Origin of the sequence: Gardnerella sp. KA00255 (assembly GCF_049244095.1) — a bacterium.
Taxonomy (GTDB): domain Bacteria; phylum Actinomycetota; class Actinomycetes; order Actinomycetales; family Bifidobacteriaceae; genus Bifidobacterium; species Bifidobacterium vaginale_F.
On the sequence record NZ_CP058374.1, the window covers coordinates 1,358,792 to 1,378,471 of the forward strand.

At 42.6% G+C, this 19,680-nt stretch carries 13 protein-coding genes and 2 pseudogenes; all 15 read left to right on the forward strand.

Annotated elements, in window-relative coordinates; all coding sequences use genetic code 11:
- The first annotated feature begins 175 nt into the window (after window positions 1–175).
- The 15 genes and pseudogenes from HXT51_RS05415 to HXT51_RS05485 all read left to right on the forward strand — a co-directional run bounded on the left by HXT51_RS05415 (window position 176) and on the right by HXT51_RS05485 (window position 19,659).
- Window positions 176–850 (forward strand): histidine phosphatase family protein, encoded by a 675-nt coding sequence (locus tag HXT51_RS05415; protein WP_421776357.1) that lies wholly within the window; start codon window positions 176–178, stop codon window positions 848–850.
- Window positions 851–995: 145 nt separating this feature from the next.
- Window positions 996–1,403: pseudogene (locus HXT51_RS05420) on the forward strand (DUF948 domain-containing protein); the annotation flags it as partial.
- Between the two features lie 139 nt (window positions 1,404–1,542).
- Complete coding sequence (locus tag HXT51_RS05425) at window positions 1,543–1,905, forward strand: hypothetical protein (protein WP_421776358.1); 363 nt, start codon at window positions 1,543–1,545, stop codon at window positions 1,903–1,905.
- Window positions 1,906–2,032: 127 nt separating this feature from the next.
- Window positions 2,033–4,714 carry an alanine--tRNA ligase gene (gene alaS, locus HXT51_RS05430; protein WP_421776359.1) on the forward strand — a complete coding sequence of 894 codons (2,682 nt, stop codon included), beginning with the start codon at window positions 2,033–2,035 and terminating at the stop codon, window positions 4,712–4,714.
- Between the two features lie 105 nt (window positions 4,715–4,819).
- Complete coding sequence (gene ruvX, locus HXT51_RS05435; RefSeq protein WP_415692643.1) at window positions 4,820–5,293, forward strand: Holliday junction resolvase RuvX; 474 nt, start codon at window positions 4,820–4,822, stop codon at window positions 5,291–5,293.
- 256 nt (window positions 5,294–5,549) lie between these two features.
- Entirely contained in the window at window positions 5,550–6,647 is a 1,098-nt protein-coding gene (gene mltG / locus HXT51_RS05440; protein WP_421776829.1) for an endolytic transglycosylase MltG, read from the forward strand.
- Between the two features lie 275 nt (window positions 6,648–6,922).
- Complete coding sequence (locus tag HXT51_RS05445; RefSeq protein ID WP_421776360.1) at window positions 6,923–9,295, forward strand: choice-of-anchor M domain-containing protein; 2,373 nt, start codon at window positions 6,923–6,925, stop codon at window positions 9,293–9,295.
- Between the two features lie 34 nt (window positions 9,296–9,329).
- Window positions 9,330–10,561, forward strand: a pseudogene (locus HXT51_RS05450) (choice-of-anchor M domain-containing protein).
- Between the two features lie 13 nt (window positions 10,562–10,574).
- The gene (locus HXT51_RS05455; RefSeq protein ID WP_180978600.1) at window positions 10,575–12,770 is read left to right on the forward strand and encodes a choice-of-anchor M domain-containing protein; all 2,196 of its coding nucleotides are present in this window, start codon (window positions 10,575–10,577) and stop codon (window positions 12,768–12,770) included.
- A 53-nt stretch (window positions 12,771–12,823) separates the two neighbouring features.
- Window positions 12,824–14,608: an anchored repeat ABC transporter, substrate-binding protein gene (locus tag HXT51_RS05460; RefSeq protein ID WP_103084640.1), complete on the forward strand. Its 1,785-nt coding sequence runs from the start codon at window positions 12,824–12,826 to the stop codon at window positions 14,606–14,608.
- 20 nt (window positions 14,609–14,628) lie between these two features.
- The gene (locus HXT51_RS05465) at window positions 14,629–15,417 is read left to right on the forward strand and encodes an anchored repeat-type ABC transporter ATP-binding subunit (protein ID WP_180978588.1); all 789 of its coding nucleotides are present in this window, start codon (window positions 14,629–14,631) and stop codon (window positions 15,415–15,417) included.
- Complete coding sequence (locus tag HXT51_RS05470) at window positions 15,417–16,289, forward strand: anchored repeat-type ABC transporter permease subunit (RefSeq protein WP_103084642.1); 873 nt, start codon at window positions 15,417–15,419, stop codon at window positions 16,287–16,289. Before HXT51_RS05465 ends, HXT51_RS05470 begins: the two co-directional genes overlap by 1 nt.
- A 111-nt stretch (window positions 16,290–16,400) precedes the next feature.
- The gene (locus tag HXT51_RS05475) at window positions 16,401–17,285 is read left to right on the forward strand and encodes a lysophospholipid acyltransferase family protein (RefSeq protein ID WP_421776361.1); all 885 of its coding nucleotides are present in this window, start codon (window positions 16,401–16,403) and stop codon (window positions 17,283–17,285) included.
- Between the two features lie 166 nt (window positions 17,286–17,451).
- Window positions 17,452–18,447, forward strand: coding sequence for an NAD(P)H-dependent glycerol-3-phosphate dehydrogenase (locus tag HXT51_RS05480; RefSeq protein WP_103084644.1), 996 nt, complete (start codon window positions 17,452–17,454; stop codon window positions 18,445–18,447).
- 69 nt (window positions 18,448–18,516) lie between these two features.
- Window positions 18,517–19,659, forward strand: a complete 1,143-nt coding sequence (locus HXT51_RS05485; protein WP_415692649.1) for a D-alanine--D-alanine ligase family protein — start codon at window positions 18,517–18,519, stop codon at window positions 19,657–19,659.
- The last annotated feature ends 21 nt before the right edge of the window (window positions 19,660–19,680 follow it).

Here is a 19,680-nt window from a genome sequence, read left to right on the forward strand (position 1 = left end):
TTTAGGTTTAGTTTTAGTTTCAGCTTTAGCGTGTGTTTTTTGATTGCAATATTTGCGTTTAAAAATACACGCTAAGGCTAGTTAAAGCGAGTTAGAACACATCGAGATAAATTAAAACGCATTTTAAGACATATTAAAATGTAAAGCGCAATATACGCATGGAAACGAAGGCATTATGTTATTGCATATTTACTTGGTTCGTCACGGTCAGACTATGTTCAATAGATATAACCGTTTGCAAGGATGGTCTAACTCTCCATTAACTGAGCGCGGTATTGCGGATGCTAATCGGGCTGCTAAAAAATTAGCTAATGTTGATTTTGCTGCAGCTTACTGCTCAGATACTACTCGTGCGCAAGTTACGGCACAGAAAATCTTAGACATAAACGAAACTGCAGAACACGAACGCCCAAAGCTTATAAGCGATATGCATTTTCGTGAACAATGCTATGGGTATTTTGAAGGTCAAGATATGTCTATGGCATGGTGGGCTGCAGGAGCTCCGCATGGTGTTCACTCATATAATGAAATAGTTGAGAAATTTGGTCTTAGTGCAACTCGCGACATGCTTAAAGAAGCTGATCCTTTCCATGACGCTGAGTCGGATATTGAATATTGGACTCGCGTAGAAGGTGGTTTTTCTCTTATCGCAGCTAATAAAAGTTTGCTGGACGGAGATAATGTTTTGCAAATTTCGCATGGCAACACTTTGCTAAGTCTTATGCATCGCTTTGCTCCTGAAGGATACGATTTAAGTGAAAGACCGGCAAACGGTAGCGTAACAAGACTTGATTTTGATACGACTAAGCCATTAGATCAAGCTATTGAAATTAAGGGATACAACGAGTAGCGGCAGATTTAGTTAATATTTTGAGTCGTGACCGTTCGTTAATCTTATGTCATTGCATAGGATAAATCTGTGAGCTTTAGGCGAGCAGAATAATGTTGGAAATCATGGGATAAACGTGATTTCTTCATGGCAGGAAAGAGGTATGATGAGCGTTGGAGATATCGCGGGATTGATTGCGGCAATTGCGTTCGCAGTGCTTTCTGGTTCCATAATTTACCCACTTATTAGATTGGGTAAAATGTTTGACCAAGTTTCACAAACTGTTAAAGAATCAGGTGATCACGCTATTCCTGCAATCGATGAGTCGTTAACAACTATGAAGCGAGTTAATAAGACTTTGGATGATGTGAATGTAATTACTGATTCCACTCGCACAACCTTAACGAATATTAGCGCTCTTACTGATTTGTATGGAACATTCCTTGGCAAGCCAATTATAAAGCTTGCATCTATTGGATATTCCATCAAAGATACATTCTCATCTTTCTTCAACAAACATTCTGATTCTGCTGAATCTAAAAGTTCAGAGCATGTGTCGAATGCAGCTTCTGCAGTAGCGTCTGCTGTTGTTTCTGCTATGGCATCTGCTGTATCTTCTTCATCTAAATCTTCAGATAAATCAGATAAAGAAGATAAATTATCCTCATCGCATTCTTCTTTAAATTCTTCTTTAGATAACGAGGAGTAGAGTCATGTTTAAGCGTTTATTCTGGGTTGCCACTGGTTTTATTGCTGGAGTATTAGCTGTTACGAAATTCCGCGCTTATTTGAAGAACAAGCTTTCTGCTGCGGCATGCAAGATTTTAGATGACGATAGTCCAGATACTCTTAATTTGCGCACTTTGATACTCTTGTTTAGAGATTTCAATTCTAATTGCAAGAATCATGAAGAAGAGTTGAATTCACGCTATGCTAAGCAAGTTGAATCCGGTCAAGTTGAATCCGGTAGTTATAAATATGATTCTGTGAATAAGCATGCAGACAAGTTAGTTTATACTACAGAATCTAAAGCTGAAAAGCTTAATGAAGAATCGGCCGATAAAGCTGTCGATTAAAAATAATATTTGAGCTAACACGGCAGATTTACTCATCTGCTTTAACGCCTTAATCATGATGGTATGATATTTCTTTGTGCCGCCTTGACTCATGGCGTCTTAAATAAAACAAGAGGAGTTCATACCTATGCGCACAGCAGAAATTGCAAAGCGTTATCTCGACTATTTTGGTAAGAATGGTCATATGGTTGTTCCTTCGGCGTCTCTTATTTCGCCGAATCCAACTACGTTATTTACTATCGCAGGCATGGTGCCGTTTATTCCTTACTTGCTCGGAGAGCAGACACCTCCTTCGCGCCGCATGGCTTCGAATCAGAAGTGCGTTCGTACTCTTGATATTGACGAAGTCGGCAAGACTACTCGTCACGGCACATTCTTCCAGATGGTTGGTAACTTCTCGTTTGGTGATTATTTTAAGGAAGAAGCTATTCACTACGCTTGGGAGCTTTTAACAACTCCGCAAGATAAGGGCGGATACGGATTTGACCCTGAAAAGCTTTGGGTAACTACTTATACTGACGACGATGAAGCTCGCGCAATTTGGAAGAACGAAGGCTTCGATCCAGAGCACATGCAAGTTTTCGGCATGGAAGATAACTTCTGGACTACTGGTGGTCCTGGTCCTGGCGGCCCATGCTCCGAAATCTACGTTGATCGCGGTCCTAAATACGGTAAGGATGGCGGTCCTGCTGCTGACGAATCTCGTTTTATTGAGATTTGGGATTTGGTTTTCGAAAACTTCCAGGTAGATAACGTCAAGTCCAAGACTGATTTGCATATTGTTGGTGAGCTTGACCAGAAGAATATTGATACCGGCGCAGGTTTGGAACGTTTGGCTTACCTTATGCAAGGTAAGGAAAATATTTACGAAACCGACGAAGTCTACCCAGTTATTGAAGCTGCAGAAAAGCTTAGCGGCGTAAAGTACGGTGATAATAATGATGCTGACGTGCGTTTCCGCGTTGTAGCAGATCACGTACGTTCCGCTTTGATGATTATGAGTGATGGCGTGCGTCCAAGTAATGTTGGCCGCGGCTATGTACTTCGTCGTCTTCTCCGCAGAACTGTTCGCGCAATGCGCATGCTCGGCGTTCAAGATCCAGTTCTTCCAACCTTGTTCCCAGTTTCTAAGGCTGCAATGGAACCAAGCTATCCAGAGCTTAATAATACTTTCCATGAAGTCAGCGAAGCTGCATACGGTGAAGAAGACGCGTTCCGTCGCACTCTTGAAAAGGGCACAACTATTCTTGACTTGGCTGTTGAAAAAGCTAAGAAAGAACACAAGGATGATCCTATTGTTGGCGGCTCTGACGCATTTACTTTGCACGATACTTACGGCTTCCCAATCGAGTTGACTTTGGAGATGGCTGCTGAGCAGGGTGTTAAGGTTGATGAAGCTAAGTTCCGAGAGCTTATGAGCGAGCAGAAGGGCCGCGCTCGCGCTGATGCTTTGAAGAAGCGTCACAATGTGGACGTTAGCGTTTATGACGATATTAAGAAGGAGCTTGAAAAGCCAATCGACTTCCTTGGTTACACAGACTTCTCCAGCCGCTCGAACGTTTTGGCAATTGTTGAAGCAGGTAAAGGTTCTGTTAAAAGCGTTACTGCTCCTGCAAACGTTGAGATTATTCTCGACCGCACGCCATTCTATGCTGAGCGCGGCGGTCAGATTGCTGATCAGGGTGAGATTATCTCCGACGACGGCGCAATTTTGGAAGTTGACGATGTTCAGCGTCCAATTAAGGATTTGATTGTTCACAGCTGCCGACTTACTGAAGGTACTTTGAGTGTTGGTGCTCCAGTGAACACGAATATTGATCAGGTTCGTAGGGCTGCTTTGGCACGTTCTCACACTGCTACTCACACTCTGCACAAGGCTTTGCGCGAAGAGCTTGGTCCACAGGCAACTCAGCGCGGTTCTGTAGTTGATCCAGATCGTTTGCGCTTCGACTTCCAGTGGCCAAAGGCTGTTGATAAGGATGCGCTTTCTCGCGTGGAAGCTCGCGTAAACGAGCGTATTCGCGACGATTTGCAGGTTGTTCCAAAGGAAATGCCAATTGACGACGCTTTCAAGCTTGGAGCAATGCACTTGTTCGGCGAAAAGTATGGCGACGTTGTGCGCGTGGTTGAAATCGGCGACGGTTGGAGCCGCGAGCTTTGCGGTGGTACTCACGCTAAGAGCACTGGAAAGATTGGCATGGTAACAATTCTTTCCGAGTCTTCTATTGGCTCTGGTGTGCGCAGAATCGATGCTCTTTGCGGCGAGGCTGCATACGAGTATGGCGCTCGCGAACACACTTTGGTTGCGCAATTAGCAGATATGGTTAACGCTCGTCCAGACGAGTTAGCTGAACGCTTGGAATCTTTGCTTAACAAGATGAAGGATTCTGATCGTAAGCTTGCTGCTGTTTACGAAGCTCAATTAAATGAGTCTGTACCAGCATTAGTTGATGAAGCAAAGAACAGTAGCGAAAAAGTTAAGCTTGTTCTTAAGAATGTTGGCAATTTTGGCTCATTCGATGCCTTGCGTAAGACAGCTCTAGATATTCGCGCTCGCTTAGGTGAATCTGCTCCAGTGGTTGTTGTGCTTGCTGGTGTTAATGAAGATGATCGCCCAATGGTTGCTGTTGCTACAAACGAAGCTGCTCGCGGTCTTGGAGCCAAGGCTGGAGATCTTGTTCGTACTGCTTCCAAGGTGCTTGGTGGCGGTGGTGGCGGCAAGCCAGACTTCGCTCAGGGCGGTGGCGTTGACGCTTCTAAGATTGATGAAGCACTTGAATCCGTTAAGGCAGAAGTTGCAAATCTTTAGTTTTAAAAAATAAAATTAAAGTTTATGAAAATTTTTGCCTACTTTAAAATAAAGTGCGTATTAAATTTGCGCTAAGCAGAACAAGAAAGCTTGGTTTTAGTTTTTATGATTTGGCTTGGCGTTGATTTAGGTGATGCCAGGGTCGGTCTTGCGGTTTCCGACCCTGAGCTTACATTTGCTCATCCGATTGGTAATGTGCAAGTGTTTGGGGATTCCTTCCGTGCTATCGATGAAGTACTTGAAGTTATTGAAGATAACAGTGTAGAAAAAGTTGTTATTGGCTTGCCTTTGCAACTTGATGGCACTGAAGGAAAATCTGCTAAAAAAGCTCTGCGCTGGGGGAAAAACTTAATCAAACGCATGCAATTATTGCATGATGAAAAAGATTGGGCGTTGGATTATATACCAGAAGTAGTTTGGAAAGATGAGCGTTTAACAACAGTAAGTGCTCACCGCCAGCTTTTGCAAGCGGATCTTTCTACTAAAAAGCATCGTCCTATGGTAGACCAGCAGTCGGCAGTGTTGATTTTGCAATCAGCTATTGATAATTATCACAATGAAGGAGAGTGTCGTGCCTGAAAATCTTGATGATTTTTTCGAGCATAATGCTCAATGGGTTAGCAATGATTCTGAGTCTTCAGAATCTTATGATGAGGAATCTGATTTAGAGTCTGAAGAATCCAGTTTAGATTCGGATAAGTCGGATAAGTCTGATAAATCCGATAAATCTGATTCTAATGATCTTCAGTTGGATTCTGATTCAGAGTCTGATTCTGAAGAAAAAGCTAAATTAAAATCCGCCCATTCAAAGTCCTCAAAATCTAAAGCTTCACATATAAAGTCTTCTCATGCTAGTAAAGGTAAGAAGTCTATGAAGTCGAAGAAATCTAAGCGTAAGCGTCGCACTCGCGCTGTAATTATTACCATTGTTATTGCGTTAATATTTTGCATTGCCGGTTATGGTTTCGCCAAAATCGCGCGTTCTATTATGAATCCGCAAGAGATTTCAGCAAATGATGATTGGCCTGGTCCTGGAGAAGGCTCAGTAGATTTCACTGTTGAAGTTGGTGAAGGTGCAAACTCGATTGGCGCGAAATTAGTTAAGCAAGGAATCGTTAAATCCCAAGCTGTTTTTGCAAGCGTGGTTTCTGCTAATAATAAGATTTTGTATCCTGGAATTTACAAGTTAAAGAAGCATATGTCTTCTATGGATGTTGTAGATATTCTTTCAGACAGAACTAAAGCTACAGGATTCTTAGAAGTACAGGCTGGACAGCGTTCAACTGATATTATTAGAAAAGCTGCTGAAATTTCTGGAGTAGATTACTCAAAGTTCAAAGAAATTATTAACGCTAAAGGTGCTGGAATTTTGCCACCTGAAGCAAATGGTAGTTTTGAAGGTTGGCTCGAGCCTGGAAATTATAACGTTAAGCAGATTAAGGATGCTAAGAAAATCCTTTCATCTATGGTTAATCGGCGCATAGAAAAATTAGACGCGTTAAAAGTTCCTAAAGGCAATGAACGTGAAAAAGTGCTGAAAATAGCTTCAATTGCGGAAGCTGAAGTGAACACCAAAGAATATTATGGCAAAGTTGTTCGCGTAATTTTGAATCGTCTTGATAAAAACATGCCTCTTGGTATGGATACGACTGTTGCATATGGCATTGGAATAAAAGCTATAGAACTTAGACAATCTCAGTTAGATGATGCGAATAATAAGTACAATACGCGTATTCATAAAGGATTGCCTCCAACTCCTATTAGTATTCCTGGAGATAATGCTATTTATGCAGCGCTTAATCCTAAGAAAGGTCCGTGGCTTTATTTTGTTACGACTGATCTTAAGACTGGTGAAACGAAGTTCGCTAATAACTATAAGGATTTCGTGAAGATTCGCGACGAATATAAGCGTAATAACAAGGATGCTAATTAGTTGATTAGTTGATTTAGTTTTGATTTAGCTGAAGTGGCGGGCAATTTTCCAGAAAATGTTTACTTATTTGGTGTGTAAGTAAACAAAAACAGGGAAGTGCTCGCCAATCTGTATTGCATTTTATTTACTTGCGACACGCGCTGAATATTTATTTGCCATTAATGAGAATCATTATTATTATTGATACACGTTGTAAAAATATCTTCAATAATTATCTGATATTAGAAGAGAGCAGATAAGACTGAAGAAGATGAAGTGTAGAGAGCGAAATAATAATGACTCAGGTCATCAGGAATATTGGGAAACGTGCTTTTGCAATGGCAAGTGTTGCAATACTTGCGTTTGCCGTGCTTGCATCAGGATTTAGTGCAGCTTTACCAGCAGTTGCATTAGAAAATAGTAATCGTGGTGAAAAATACGATCCTACAAAAAAAGAAGTGCTAAGTCACGGCCATACAGACGTATTTTACCCAATTCAATACAATGGTAAATTCATTATGGCCGTCGAAAAAGACGCTGAAACTTTCTTAAAGCCTGAAAACACTACTTTGCGCGTAGCAAAAAGCACATACACTACAAAATCGCAACTTCCTGCTCTAGCTACTGAATACTACTATCTCGATAGCTCCGGAAATCAAAAAGGAAATCCTCTCTTCCCGGGTTGGGACACAGGTTATGCTTCAACTTTAGTTGGTGCATCTCACGCAGATGACGCAACAGCAGATATTGCAATCCAGCAAGTTACTGGACCAATGAACGGTCGCATTTTGCTTTGGACTACCAATGGCATTGGTAAAAATTCGAAGAAAGTATCATTTGAAGAGAACGATTTAGACGACGAACCTGATACTGAGGGCAGCCGATTTATGCTACCTGGCGTAATTCACCAACATACTGCTGGTCATATGCATGCAAACTGGGGATTTACGCAGCCTGGCGTTTACAAGCTAAAAGTAGCAGCAACTATTACAAATAAGAACACTAAAAAGCAGATCACAACCGAGCCTGCAGAATACACTTTTGAAGTAGAAGACACATATTCCGGCGAAGTTCCTACTTCTGGAATCCCAGAAACGCTTGATTTGCATCGTCGCGGTGATTTTATTAATCCTGACGATGATGAAGAAGCGCACAAAGCTTCCGAAGAACATAAAGACACGGATAAAGACGATGGCGGCGATATGCGCATCGGCAATATTCGCGATTCCGGAGAACATCCGCATTATCATTCATACGAAGGTTATGGCGGTTTAGATTTAAAAGTAGTTAACAAACCAAAGGGTGCTCGTATTGAGTGGAGATATGTGCGCGCTGACGAAGGTCCTGACGCGTACGGAACCACTCTTTTTGCTGAGAGATTGCAGCTTCCAGCTGAGCCTGCAATGAACAAGATGAAAGTGTATGCTCACGCAACTGAAGGCGAAACGCAAATTGGTAAAGATACTGCGTCTGCAACCATCGCCGTTGAAGATCACGGTGCTGATGGGCATCCTGTAGTAAAAGCGATTGTTCCTTATAAGCGTTTTAAGCCAGGGGATACTTTACATGCGAAAACAGTATTGCTTAACCCTCATGTTGCAACCGATGCTACTACAGGTGATCCAATCGATGACCCTACGAATCCTGTAACTTCCATAGTCAAAGATTACGTTTGGTTGATTAAAAAGGAAGGAGAAAACGATTTTAAGCGCATTCCTGGTGCTGTTAGCAGCAAGTTGGACTTAAAGCTTGATGCATCAATGCAAGGTGCAACGATTCGTCCTTCTTTAGTTTTAAAGAACGGTGAGCTTTACAGAAATAGCAAATTTGATGAGTTTTGCGATTATGTTATTGAGATGAAGGGCGTTCCTCACTCTCATAACAATGATGGCAATGATGATCAAAGCGGTTCTGATTCTGAAGATGATGAGAATCCTCATGGAAAAAAGCGCCATGAGAAGCGCCATAATAAGCGTAAAAATAAGCGTAAAAATAAGACTAAGCATTTTGCTGGTGGCAGGAGCTTCTTGAAAGGCGTATTTGGCGGCGCTGCAAATTCTGGATTATTAGGATCTAGTTCTAACGGTGGATTCCAATTCGAATCTAATTTCTTTAAGAAATCCAACAAAAAATTAAAGCGCACAAAGAATAATCACAATAAGATTAACCTCACTAATCGTAAGAATAATCGTAAGAATAATCCTAAGAATAATTCTAACAATAATGCGCAAAATGGCTCTGGTTCTAGCTCTGGTTCTAGCTCTTTTACAAGAACAGAAAATTCAAGCGGAAAATCGTCGCATAATTCATCGCGACGAACTTCTAGTGGAACTCATACTAAAAACAAGAGCTCTAAGAAAAGTGGGCAAACTGTTCGTAATTTCGTGAAAACAGATAATAATTCCGGCAATAGTTTTGGCAATAATTCCGGGAATAATTCTGTTAGCAATTCTGGTTTAGCTAAAAATAAGGAAAATCAGGCTTCAAAAGATGCAAGGCAATACGATGAAGATTCTGATGAAGCGTATGAGGATAATCCAGAGGATAAGAAAAGTAGTGGTTCCTCAACAAAGTGGGTTGCGGTTGCAGCTTCAAGCGCGAGCGTTGGCTTATGTGCAATAACTGGCGCATGCGGAGCAGTGATACGTTCTAAATTGAAATTGTTGTAAATAATATTCGTATTATTACTAGAAAGTTTAAATAATGAATTACAAACAAAATGAAACATTGCAAGTAAAACAAAAGCATGCATATCCTACTTCATTGCTTGCGCTCATATTTTCTTTAATGACTTTGGTTGCATCTTTATGCGTGCCAACTTCAATGCACACTGCTTATGCTGCTGAAGGCAATCAGCCAGTTATGATTCAAGCAGGTCATGCCGATTTTGGTCCAACGCTAATCGATGGCAAATGGAAATTGAAGATTCGCGATGATACTGGTGACGAACCAGTGTGGCGAGACCCAGAAAATGTGGTATTTAAATTAGGTGGCAATTCAATAATTCCTATGCCTGATGACGCTGCTTACAGTTTTATTGGCGAAAAGCCTGGAACTAAGCTGTATGTTATTCCACAAACTCAGAATCCTGATGTGCCATGGCTTGGTTGGAACACACAGGAAGGTGGCGTGCTTAACGAGCTTAATCGTGGTGCGAATCTTTCTCTTGAAGGAGTAAGCGGTCCGGGCAAATTGCATGTTTACTTAGAAAATGGAAACAATAATCCACAGCAACTTTGGGATAGTACTAAAGGATATCCGCAAAATAGCTGGATTGAAACTAATGCTCATACTCATGTGAATTGGGTGTTTTCTAAGCCTGGAATCTACCACGTAAAGCTCACTTTTTCTGGAAAGCTTAAAAACGGACGCTCTGTAAGTGATACTCGCGTTCTTAATTTTGCTGTTGGAGATAATGCTGATCCTAATGCCGCTTTAGGTGCGGGAGCTGCTGCTGGAGCAAGTGACGACGAGGGTGACGAAGAGGGCCGAGATGAAGAAGAACATGATATAGCTATAAAAGATGAAGTTGGACAAGATGGAGATAACCATAATAACAAACTTCTTCACAACAAGCATAAGCACTCTAATAACGCATCTGAAAACAGTGATGACACTGCTTTAGTTCTTCAGATTATAGCTATTTTTGCAGCTATTATTGCCGTAATTATTGTGATATTTGTGCTAATAGCTGTAGTTAAAAGTAAGAAAGCACGTAATCTTGCGATTGCTGAACAAGCTTCTGCACAGGCTAATCAACAGCATGCAAATAATGCAAATCCTGTGAATAATGCAAATTTTGTGAATAATGCAAATGGCGAAAGTGCTTTGTCGGATCTAGTGCGTGATCAAGAAACGACAGTAATGTCACCAATTAATAATTCTCAATATTCTCAATCGGATGATATGTAAACGATGGTAGTCAGTGGAAATAATGGTGTAACGAAAATGGTTCGTAATAGTATAAAGAAATTATCTCGCGCTTTGTTGGTGGGCGTGTGCTTGTGCGGCATGATGATGGGAACGCCTGCGGCTTTTGCTGCTGGCAATGGTAGTGACGCAACTGTTGCAAGCGGAAAGAAATCTTCTAAAGATTTTGCCGAAATAAAGAAAGCTAATTTTGAAGCGTGTGCCGCTGCTCGCTTAGATAAAACTGCTTCGCAATCTGCGGCTGATAGTAAAGCTACAATATGCCACGCGTATAAAGGTCATACTGACGTTTTTGCAACTTTCTTTGATACTACAAATAAGCGCATGGTATTAGGTACCTTGGGTGATTCGTTTGAAAGTGATGATCATGATGGCGCTCGTTACGATACGAATCGACTTATTTTTGAAGTCGGCTCCAAAAACATCATGCAGCTTTCCAAAGATGAGGACAATCCGGCAATAAAAGAAATTTACGCAACAACTCGCGAAGGTGTAGTTTGGTTCTTTGATCAGTCGGGAGCTGGGGATACAGGCGCTTTGTGGCCTGGTTTAGATACTAGACCGTTATATGAGGGAGCTGGTTCTACAAAAGTTAATCCAACAGTTAAATTGTCGCTAACTGGTATCGAAGCACCTCACAACGGCGAAGTTTTTATGTACACTCGCAGCGGTGAAGATTATGAGAAAATGCTCGGCTCCGCTGAAAACTGGCCGAAAAATGTTGAAATTACTGAGGATGGCGGCAAGCATTCGCACATGTATTGGTCTTTTAACCGTCCTGGTGTGTACAAGTTAAAAATGAAAGCTACTGCTACCGTTGACGGCAAGGAGCAAAGTTCTGAGCAGACTTATACGTTTCATGTAACTAATCATGATGTAACAGATGGCGATTTTGCTGATTATGATGGCGCATCTTTTGACGGTGACGAAGATGACGAAGAAGATTCAGATGATAATGACGATGACGATTCGCAAAGTGAAGGTAACGGCATTAATTTGCAACAAAGTAATGGATCTTTCTTCATTAACGGCAATAACAACACTGTGTATGTGACTCCATGGCCTGGAGCAAAAATGCAGCAACAAGGACTTGCCGGAAGCAATAAAGGACTTGCTGGGAATAATAACGGTGGTCTTTTTAGTGGGATTCGTAACGTTAAAGGTGGGAAGCAAAATTCTCAAAAGCAGCAATCTTCTGCAACAAAGTTCAAAGACATCAAGGGTGACAAACTTGTTATAGATCATGGTCACGTTGATATTGCTGTATATACTGGCGATTCAAATAATGTTGATATGGCTGTGCAAGAAGATGTGACAGGAAGCCACGTATTTAGAGACCCAGACACAGTTGTATTCGCAGTTGGTGAGGCTGGTAAAACTAAGGGCGTGTATCGTATACCGCAAACACAAATTGATGGTGTGCCATGGATGGGTTGGAATAATCAGTCTATGAATCCTCATAAGCCAACTCAATTGAGCCTAACAGGAGTTGAAGGTCCTGGAAATGTACGCGTTTGGATGTTTGGAGGCTTGGGAGGCGGAGATAAAGAGATTTTCTCCACTCAAGGATCAACAGATTATACGATACCTGCAAATACGCATGCTCATGCGAATTGGGATTTCGACGAACCGGGATATTACACATTGCAATTCCAGGCTTCCGACGGAAATTCTACAGTAACTCGCAATATTCACGTTGCTGTTGGTGTAGATCCACAAGAAACACCAATGGGTTATGCTGACGGCGGCGAAAATACTGAAAAAAAGGATGATAAAGGCAAAAAGGGTGGTCCTTCTTCACCTCATAGTCCAGCAAAGTCCACTAATTTGCCTCGTTCTGGAGGAAATAAAGGCAGCAGTGGAATCGGTTTTGTTGGCGGCGGAAATTCTTTCGGTGGTGGTCGTAGTTTCGGAGCAAGCAATTCAAACTCTGGAAAACAATTGCCAAGAAAAGCTAAAAAGTCTAAAGGTCTTGTTTCAAAAATTAGTAACAATAGGCTCGCTAAAAGCTTGTATCGAAAGAACTTGAACGATAATGATGATATTGCGAAGTCTGAAGCAAAGGGCGTAAAAGGATTATTCAAGCGAAATCCTTCACTTGCTTATTCGCTTATTATTGGTGGAATTGTTGCTGTGATTGGCGTTTTGGGTGCAGGAATTTGGTATCTCCACAAGCGTGGACTTATTAGTTTCGACTGGTTGTTGCGCTATTAGGTTGCGCTATTAGGTTGTGCTATTAGGTTTATTGGTAGTAGGAGTGTGTAAGGGTGATTTATAAGCCCAAAAAAGTAAAGCAGACTTTGTTCTCTTCGCTTGCTGCAATTGCATCCGTTGCTCTTATTTTGCCGCTTTCTGCTTGTGGTAGCGCTAACGGAAATCGTGCAGGGCATCGCGACGGTCGTATTAATGTAGTTACAACTACAGGCATTTTGCGCGATATGGTGGCAAATGTAGCAGGTGATTCTGCAAATGTAAGTTCAATTGTGCCAGATAATGCTGATCCGCACTCCTACGAGCCACGTTTGCGTTCAATTCGAGACGTTGTGTATGCGGATATAGCTTTTAGCAATTACATGATGCTCGAAGAACATAGTGTTATTACAGCTTTAGATGCAAACTTGCAAAAAGGTGTGCCAAATGTGCAACTTGCTGAAGAAAGCGTGAAGCATGCGGCAGATATTATCCCAATGGTCGAAGATGTGTCCTTAGACACTATTTGGCTTGGTCTTGCTACAGAACGACAAACTTCGCAGCCGGTTGAGGAAGCTAAAGACGCTAAAGAGCAACAAAAATCTCAAGAGAAAACTGAGCAAAAATCCGATAATTCACGGTCTTTGCAGTCTTCTTCTCAGTCTTCTTCTCAGTCTTCTCAGTCTTCGCAATCAAACGCGCCTTCAACTGTAACGAAAGAAGGACGCGCTACTGTAATAAAGCCAAAAGCATACAATATGAAGCGTTCGGATAGGATTCGTTTAACTGCCACTAAAGTAACTGGTCCTGGCTCGCTTTTCGCTTACCTTACTGGCACTTTTGGAAGCGTAGAAACTTACGTTAATTCAGCAAACGGAATTAATGATGAAGATCATGTGGATTTGCCTGCGGATGCTCATACGCATTTAAGTTGGGCTTTTAGTAAGCCAGGAGAATACACTCTCGATTTCCACGCAGATATGCTCAATGCTCAAAACGAAAGAGTTGCAAGTTTAGGAAATGCTACTATGCGTTTTGCTGTAGGTATTAACGCGCAGAAACTAGCGAAAAAGCGTGGAGCTAGCGTAGTTTTGAATCAAGGTCATGCAGATTTGGCTTACGATTTAGCTAAACGCGGATTCTTGTACAGGGTTGATACTTTGCAAGAAAAGCGGTCGGTTGCGCCAAAGCGCGTATATTATGAGCCGCGAGATGTGGTAGTAGAAGTGCCTACTAATGCTTTAAAAGAAATTCCAGCTGAACAAGGCTATAGATTCCTTGGATTTGCAAGGCAGAAAATCTATCAACTTCCTCAAGCAGTTCTTGGAAAACATGTTCATGGAGATATTGATCCACATTTATGGCAGTCAGTGAAAAACGGTATCGCTTATGTGCGCACAATAGCTGACAGATTGTGTGAGGTTGACCCTAAAAATTCTCGCAAATATCGCGCTAATGCAGACCGATATATTAACAGGCTTCTCGATGTAGACGCTTATATGCGTAAGAAAATTGAGTCGATTCCAAAAGAGAGCCGCAATTTAGTTACAACGCATGATGCTTTTGCATACTTAGGCAAAGCTTACGGCGTAAATATTGCAGGATTTGTAACAATCAACCCTTCAAGCGAGCCAAGTGTACAAGATAGGCGTCGTCTTTCGCAAATTTTGCGCGACTTGGAAATCCCAGCAGTGTTTTTGGAGCCGAATTTGATTTCGCGCTCGTCTGTGCTTAAAGAGCTTGCAGCTGAAGCGCATGTGAAAGTTTGCCCAATTTATGGTGACGCTTTCGACGCGAATGTGCGAACTTATGCGGATATGATGCGTGCGAACGCGGATTCTTTAGCGAAATGTTTGAAGTGAAAGTGTTAAAGGTAGTGAATATGGAAGAAAATGCAGTAATTTGTGCAAAAAACTTGAATATTTCGTACGGGAATCGCGCTGTTGTAAAAGACGTTTCTTTTACCATTAATAGCGGCGAATTCGTGGGATTGCTTGGCGCAAACGGCGCTGGTAAAACGACGCTATTTCGTGCAATTATGGGTTTGATTCCGCATACTGGAAAACTTGAAGTGCGCGCTCCTCATGTGGAAGGTGCAAAACTTAATTCTCGCGTATCTTACGTTGGATACGTGCCTCAACGTCACGATATTGCGTGGGATTTCCCGCTTTCTGTTTTAGATGTAGTGATGATGGGTAGGATTCGTCATATTGGTTACGTTCGCCGCGCTAAAAAAGAAGATTACGAGATTGCATTAAACGCGCTTGCACGCACAGGAATGGCTGATTTCCAAGATCGCACGATTGGCGAACTTTCTGGAGGTCAACGTCAGCGCGTACTCGTTGCTAGAGCATTGGCTGGAGAGCCGCGTTTGCTTCTGTTAGACGAACCGTTTACTGGTCTTGATATGCCTACTCAGGAGCTGCTTACAGATTTATTCTTAAAATTGTCTGCTTCTGGCGAAGCAATTCTTATGAGCTCACACGATATTATTGGCTCCATTAACTCATGCTCGAGAATAATGCTATTTGACGGCACTATTGTGGGCGATGACAATCCGCAAAATTTGCAAACAGAACAGTGGGTTAGAACTTTCCACGTAGCTTCGCAAAATCCTCTTATTAAAGCCGTTGAGCGCGTAATGTCGCAAGAAAGTGTGGTGGAAAAGTAATGTTATCTCCAATAGAATTTATACAAGATTTAACAAATCCTGACCTTTGGTTTTTACTAAAAGCGCTTATCGTGGCCTGTCTTTCTAGCGTAATTTGCGGCGTAGTTGGATGCTATGTAGTGCTTAGAGGAATGGCGTTTATTGGGGATGCTGTAGCTCACTCAGTGTTCCCAGGACTTGCCATAGCTTTCGTCTTGCAAGGAAATCTGTTATTAGGAGGCGCTCTAGCAGGAGTAGCAACAGCGCTTATCGTATCTATTTTTAGCCAAAATCGTAGGCTTCGAGAAGACTCATTTATTGGAGTATTCTTCGTATCTGCTTTCGCTCTTGGAATAGTAATTATTTCTAAAGCATCCGGATACGCTGGATCCTTGGAATCCTTCCTGTTTGGCTCTATAACTGGTATTCCAGATTCAGATATTACTGTTGTTGCTGTAACAGGCCTTATTATTTTGGCATTGCTGTTCATATTCCATAAAGAACTTGTATGTGTATCAATGGATCGAGAAACTTCGCGTGCAATGGGATTGCCAGTTGCGTGGCTTGATGGAATGCTTTATGTGTTAGTTGCGATTGCTGTAGTTGTTTCAGTACAAATTATTGGAAACGTGCTTGTTCTCGCTCTTCTTGTCACGCCTGCAGCAACAGCGCGACTTATTACAGATAGATTGCCAATAATGATGGTTCTAGCTCCTGTAATTGGATGTGCTTCATCAATAGTCGGAATGTACGTTTCATGGAGTTTCGATACAGCAACAGGCGGAACAATTGTGTTAGTAGCAACAGTATTCTTTGTGCTTGCATGGATTTGCTCGCCTAAGCACGGTTTGATTGCAAAAGCATTGCCAAAATTGCAACGATTTGTTAGATAGCAATTCGCGTTGTAATTAGCGCTACCATTCACGCTGTCATCTGCATAGCAATTCGCGTTGTAATTTGTGTTGTAATTAGCGTAGTTTATAGCATGCTGCACAATAGAAGGTATGGTATCAAAAGGAAAACCTTCGCCAAGAAGCGCAGTAAAACCACTCAGCGATGAGCAAGTAAAGCTTTTAGCTAGCAAACATGATTTAGTTGACCCAACGTATTATTACCCAACTGGTGAGCGAAAGCCAAACCAGGCTGAAATTGACGCGCAAAATCCTAAAGCTGCTGAAAGATTACTTGAAGGAACGTCGCGCGTATTGCGTTCGCGCTGCAAAGTAAAGGCTTGGGGATTGGAAAACGTGCCAGAAGAAGGCGTGTTTATTACCGCTTGCACACACGTGACTATGTTCGACGTTTTCATACCTATGACTGCGTTGTTCCATCAAGGACGTAGGCCTCGTTACATGGCAAAAGCAGAACTTGCGCACTGGCCGATTTTAGGAAAATGGTTCCAGCTAGTAGGTATGCAGCCGGTTCCTCGCAGAAGTGGGAAAGCGCGCGAAATTGAAGAAGAATCTATTAAAATCCTCACAAACGGAAGACCTCTAAGCGTCTGGCCTGAAGGAACTTTAACACGAGATCCTAAAAAATGGCCTATGAGCATGAAGCCTGGAATCGGAATAATCGCTCTCGAAGCATCGCGCAGACTCGGGCATCAAATACCACTATTTTGCGCTGTAACATGGGGTGCTGCAAGTATTAACCACTGGTGGCCATGGCCAAAGAAAAATGTAGTTATGTGTTACGATTCGCGGCTTGATTATTCTGATCTACTAGAAGGCAGCGAAAATTGGGGAGAATTGCCTCCAATGGAATCTGCTGAAGAACTGGCTAGACGTGTGCGAGTGCGTATGACGCAAATTATGGAAGAAATTCGCGGTGAAAAATCACCAGAAGGATACTTTGACTATAAGCTTATGAAGCGAGTTAAAGAAGAATAAAATTTTTAAATCGCGAATGATCGCCGTAAAGCGTCGTGTGTAGAATTATGTAATAGTGTGATTAAAGCCAATAATTACAGGTCTAAAAATCGTAAAAATATAGACATATAGACAAATAGACAAAGTATAAGGCAATGATTTACAACCGAAAGTTGAGGCGTAAATAATGAACGTTACGGTGTTGGGTGCTGGTGCTTGGGGAACTGCTTTTGGACAAGTACTTGCGGACGCAGGAAATCAAGTGACGATGTGGGCAATTGAGCCGGAAATCGTTGAAGGAATTCGCGACCATCATCATAACGGCGTGCGCTTGCCAAGCGTTGAAAAACTGCCAGACAACATGACGGCAACTGGGGATCGTGCTGAGGCTGTTGCAAATGCAGATATTGTAGTTGTGGCGATTGCAGCGCAATTTGCCCGCGTTGCATTAGCAGAATTTGTTGGTCTTATTCCGCAAAATGCGATTGTTGTTTCGCTTATGAAAGGCATTGAGCGCTCAACTGGCAAACGCATGGATGAAGTTGTGTGCGAAGCATTGAACTTGCCGCGTAATCGTTTTGCTGCACTTTCTGGTCCAAACTTAAGTAAGGAAGTTGCATCTCGCCATCCTGCTGCAGCAGTAGTTGCTTGCGCAGAAAAATCTCAAGCAGAAGTAGTTGCAAAAGCATGCTCAAATAGCTACTTTAAAGCATTCGTGTCAACCGATGTGATCGGCGTAGAAATGTGCGGATCTCTTAAAAACGTGGTTGCGCTCGCAGTTGGTATGGCTCGAGGCGCAGGATACGGCGAAAACACTGCAGCTATGATTGAAACGCGTGGGCTTGCAGAGTTGACGGCATTGGGCGTTGCAGAAGGTGCAGATTCTCGCACTTTTGCAGGTCTTGCAGGCTTCGGCGATTTAGTCGCAACTTGCGGATCTCCTCTAAGCCGCAACTATACTTTTGGCTCAAATCTCGGTAAAGGAATGAGCGTTGAAGAAGCAACTGCTGTAAGCAATGGCGTTGCGGAAGGCGTGCCAACCACGAGTGCAGTAGTGGCAATGGGCAAGCGTTTGGGCGTTGAAACTCCGCTTGCAAGCGCAATGGCTCGCGTGCTGGAAGAAGGAATATCCTGCCAAGAAATGCTCGCAATGCTTTTCGATGACGACGTTTGCGAAGAGTAGTAAAGCGCGAAAGTAATCCGAAATAATTAAAAAATCTAAAATAATCAAAAAATAATCTAAAGGAAAAAAATGACGAAAAAGCGTGTAGTGTTCTTGTACGGCGGTAAAGCAGACGAGCATTCGATTTCTTGCATATCTGCTGCTGGAGTACTCAGTGCTGTTGACGAAAGTCGTTTTGATATTATTCGCATTGCGATTACTAAAAAAGGCGAGTGGATTGTTGGTGGCGAAGATCCGCGAAACTTCCGCATGGAAGAAGGCGAGCTGCCGGTAATCACAAAAACCGCTGAAACGCGCGATGTTGTGCTTGACCCAGCTAAGGGAGCAGACGGATTTTTAGTGCGCGAGTCGGACGGCACGCTTACAAGTTTGGGTCATATTGACGCAGTTTTCCCAGTTCTTCACGGTCCCAATGGCGAAGATGGAACTTTGCAAGGCTTGCTTGAAATGATGCAAGTTCCATACGTTGGTTGCGGAGTATTGGCTTCAGCTGCATGCATGGATAAGTATTACGCGAAGCAACTTTTTAAGGCAGCTGGAATTGCCGTGGCTCCTGGAATCGCTTTAGATGCGCGAAAATTTGCGGGCGATGCTGTAAATCGCTTTGCTGCATACGAAAATGAAATTCTTGCGCAAGTTGATGAAGCAAAACTCGAGTATCCGCTTTTCGTGAAGCCAAGCCGTGCAGGATCTAGCTTTGGAGTTACAAAAGTGGAATCGCGCGATGCTAAAGCTTTAGCAGATGCAGTTTATGAAGCTTCGAAGCACGATTGGCGAGTGTTAGTAGAGCAGGGAATTGACGCGCGCGAAATCGAGTGCGCGGTTCTTGCAGCTCGCGACGGCGACGAGCCTCAAGCAAGCTGGCCTGGAGAAGTTGTGCTAGACAAGCGCGAGGCTGGTGAAGATCAGTTCTACGATTTTGACAGCAAATACATGGATTCTGCAGCTTCACACGTTGAAGTTCCAGCAAATCTGCCGGAAGAAACTTTGCAGCGAGTTCGCAAAACAGCGCTTGCAGCGTTCAAAGCAGCAGACGGTCGTGGGCTTAGTCGCGTGGATTCTTTCGTAACTAAAGACGGGCGCGTAATTCTTAATGAAATCAACACAATGCCTGGATTTACGCCGATTTCCATGTATCCAAAAGCTTGGGAAGCAACTGGAATAAGCTACAGTGATTTAATCACAAAGCTTATTGAAGGCGTTCTAAGTTGATTTGGGTTAAGTTGATTTAAT

Coding starts and splice junctions, on each gene's coding strand:
- HXT51_RS05475 (WP_421776361.1), top strand. CDS start 16,401: ATGGTATCAAAAGGAAAACCTTCGCCAAGAAGCGCAGTAAAACCACTC.
- HXT51_RS05465 (WP_180978588.1), top strand. CDS start 14,629: ATGGAAGAAAATGCAGTAATTTGTGCAAAAAACTTGAATATTTCGTAC.
- HXT51_RS05425 (WP_421776358.1), top strand. CDS start 1,543: ATGTTTAAGCGTTTATTCTGGGTTGCCACTGGTTTTATTGCTGGAGTA.
- HXT51_RS05455 (WP_180978600.1), top strand. CDS start 10,575: ATGGTTCGTAATAGTATAAAGAAATTATCTCGCGCTTTGTTGGTGGGC.
- HXT51_RS05480 (WP_103084644.1), top strand. CDS start 17,452: ATGAACGTTACGGTGTTGGGTGCTGGTGCTTGGGGAACTGCTTTTGGA.
- HXT51_RS05415 (WP_421776357.1), top strand. CDS start 176: ATGTTATTGCATATTTACTTGGTTCGTCACGGTCAGACTATGTTCAAT.
- HXT51_RS05445 (WP_421776360.1), top strand. CDS start 6,923: ATGACTCAGGTCATCAGGAATATTGGGAAACGTGCTTTTGCAATGGCA.
- alaS (WP_421776359.1), top strand. CDS start 2,033: ATGCGCACAGCAGAAATTGCAAAGCGTTATCTCGACTATTTTGGTAAG.
- HXT51_RS05470 (WP_103084642.1), top strand. CDS start 15,417: ATGTTATCTCCAATAGAATTTATACAAGATTTAACAAATCCTGACCTT.
- ruvX (WP_415692643.1), top strand. CDS start 4,820: ATGATTTGGCTTGGCGTTGATTTAGGTGATGCCAGGGTCGGTCTTGCG.
- HXT51_RS05485 (WP_415692649.1), top strand. CDS start 18,517: ATGACGAAAAAGCGTGTAGTGTTCTTGTACGGCGGTAAAGCAGACGAG.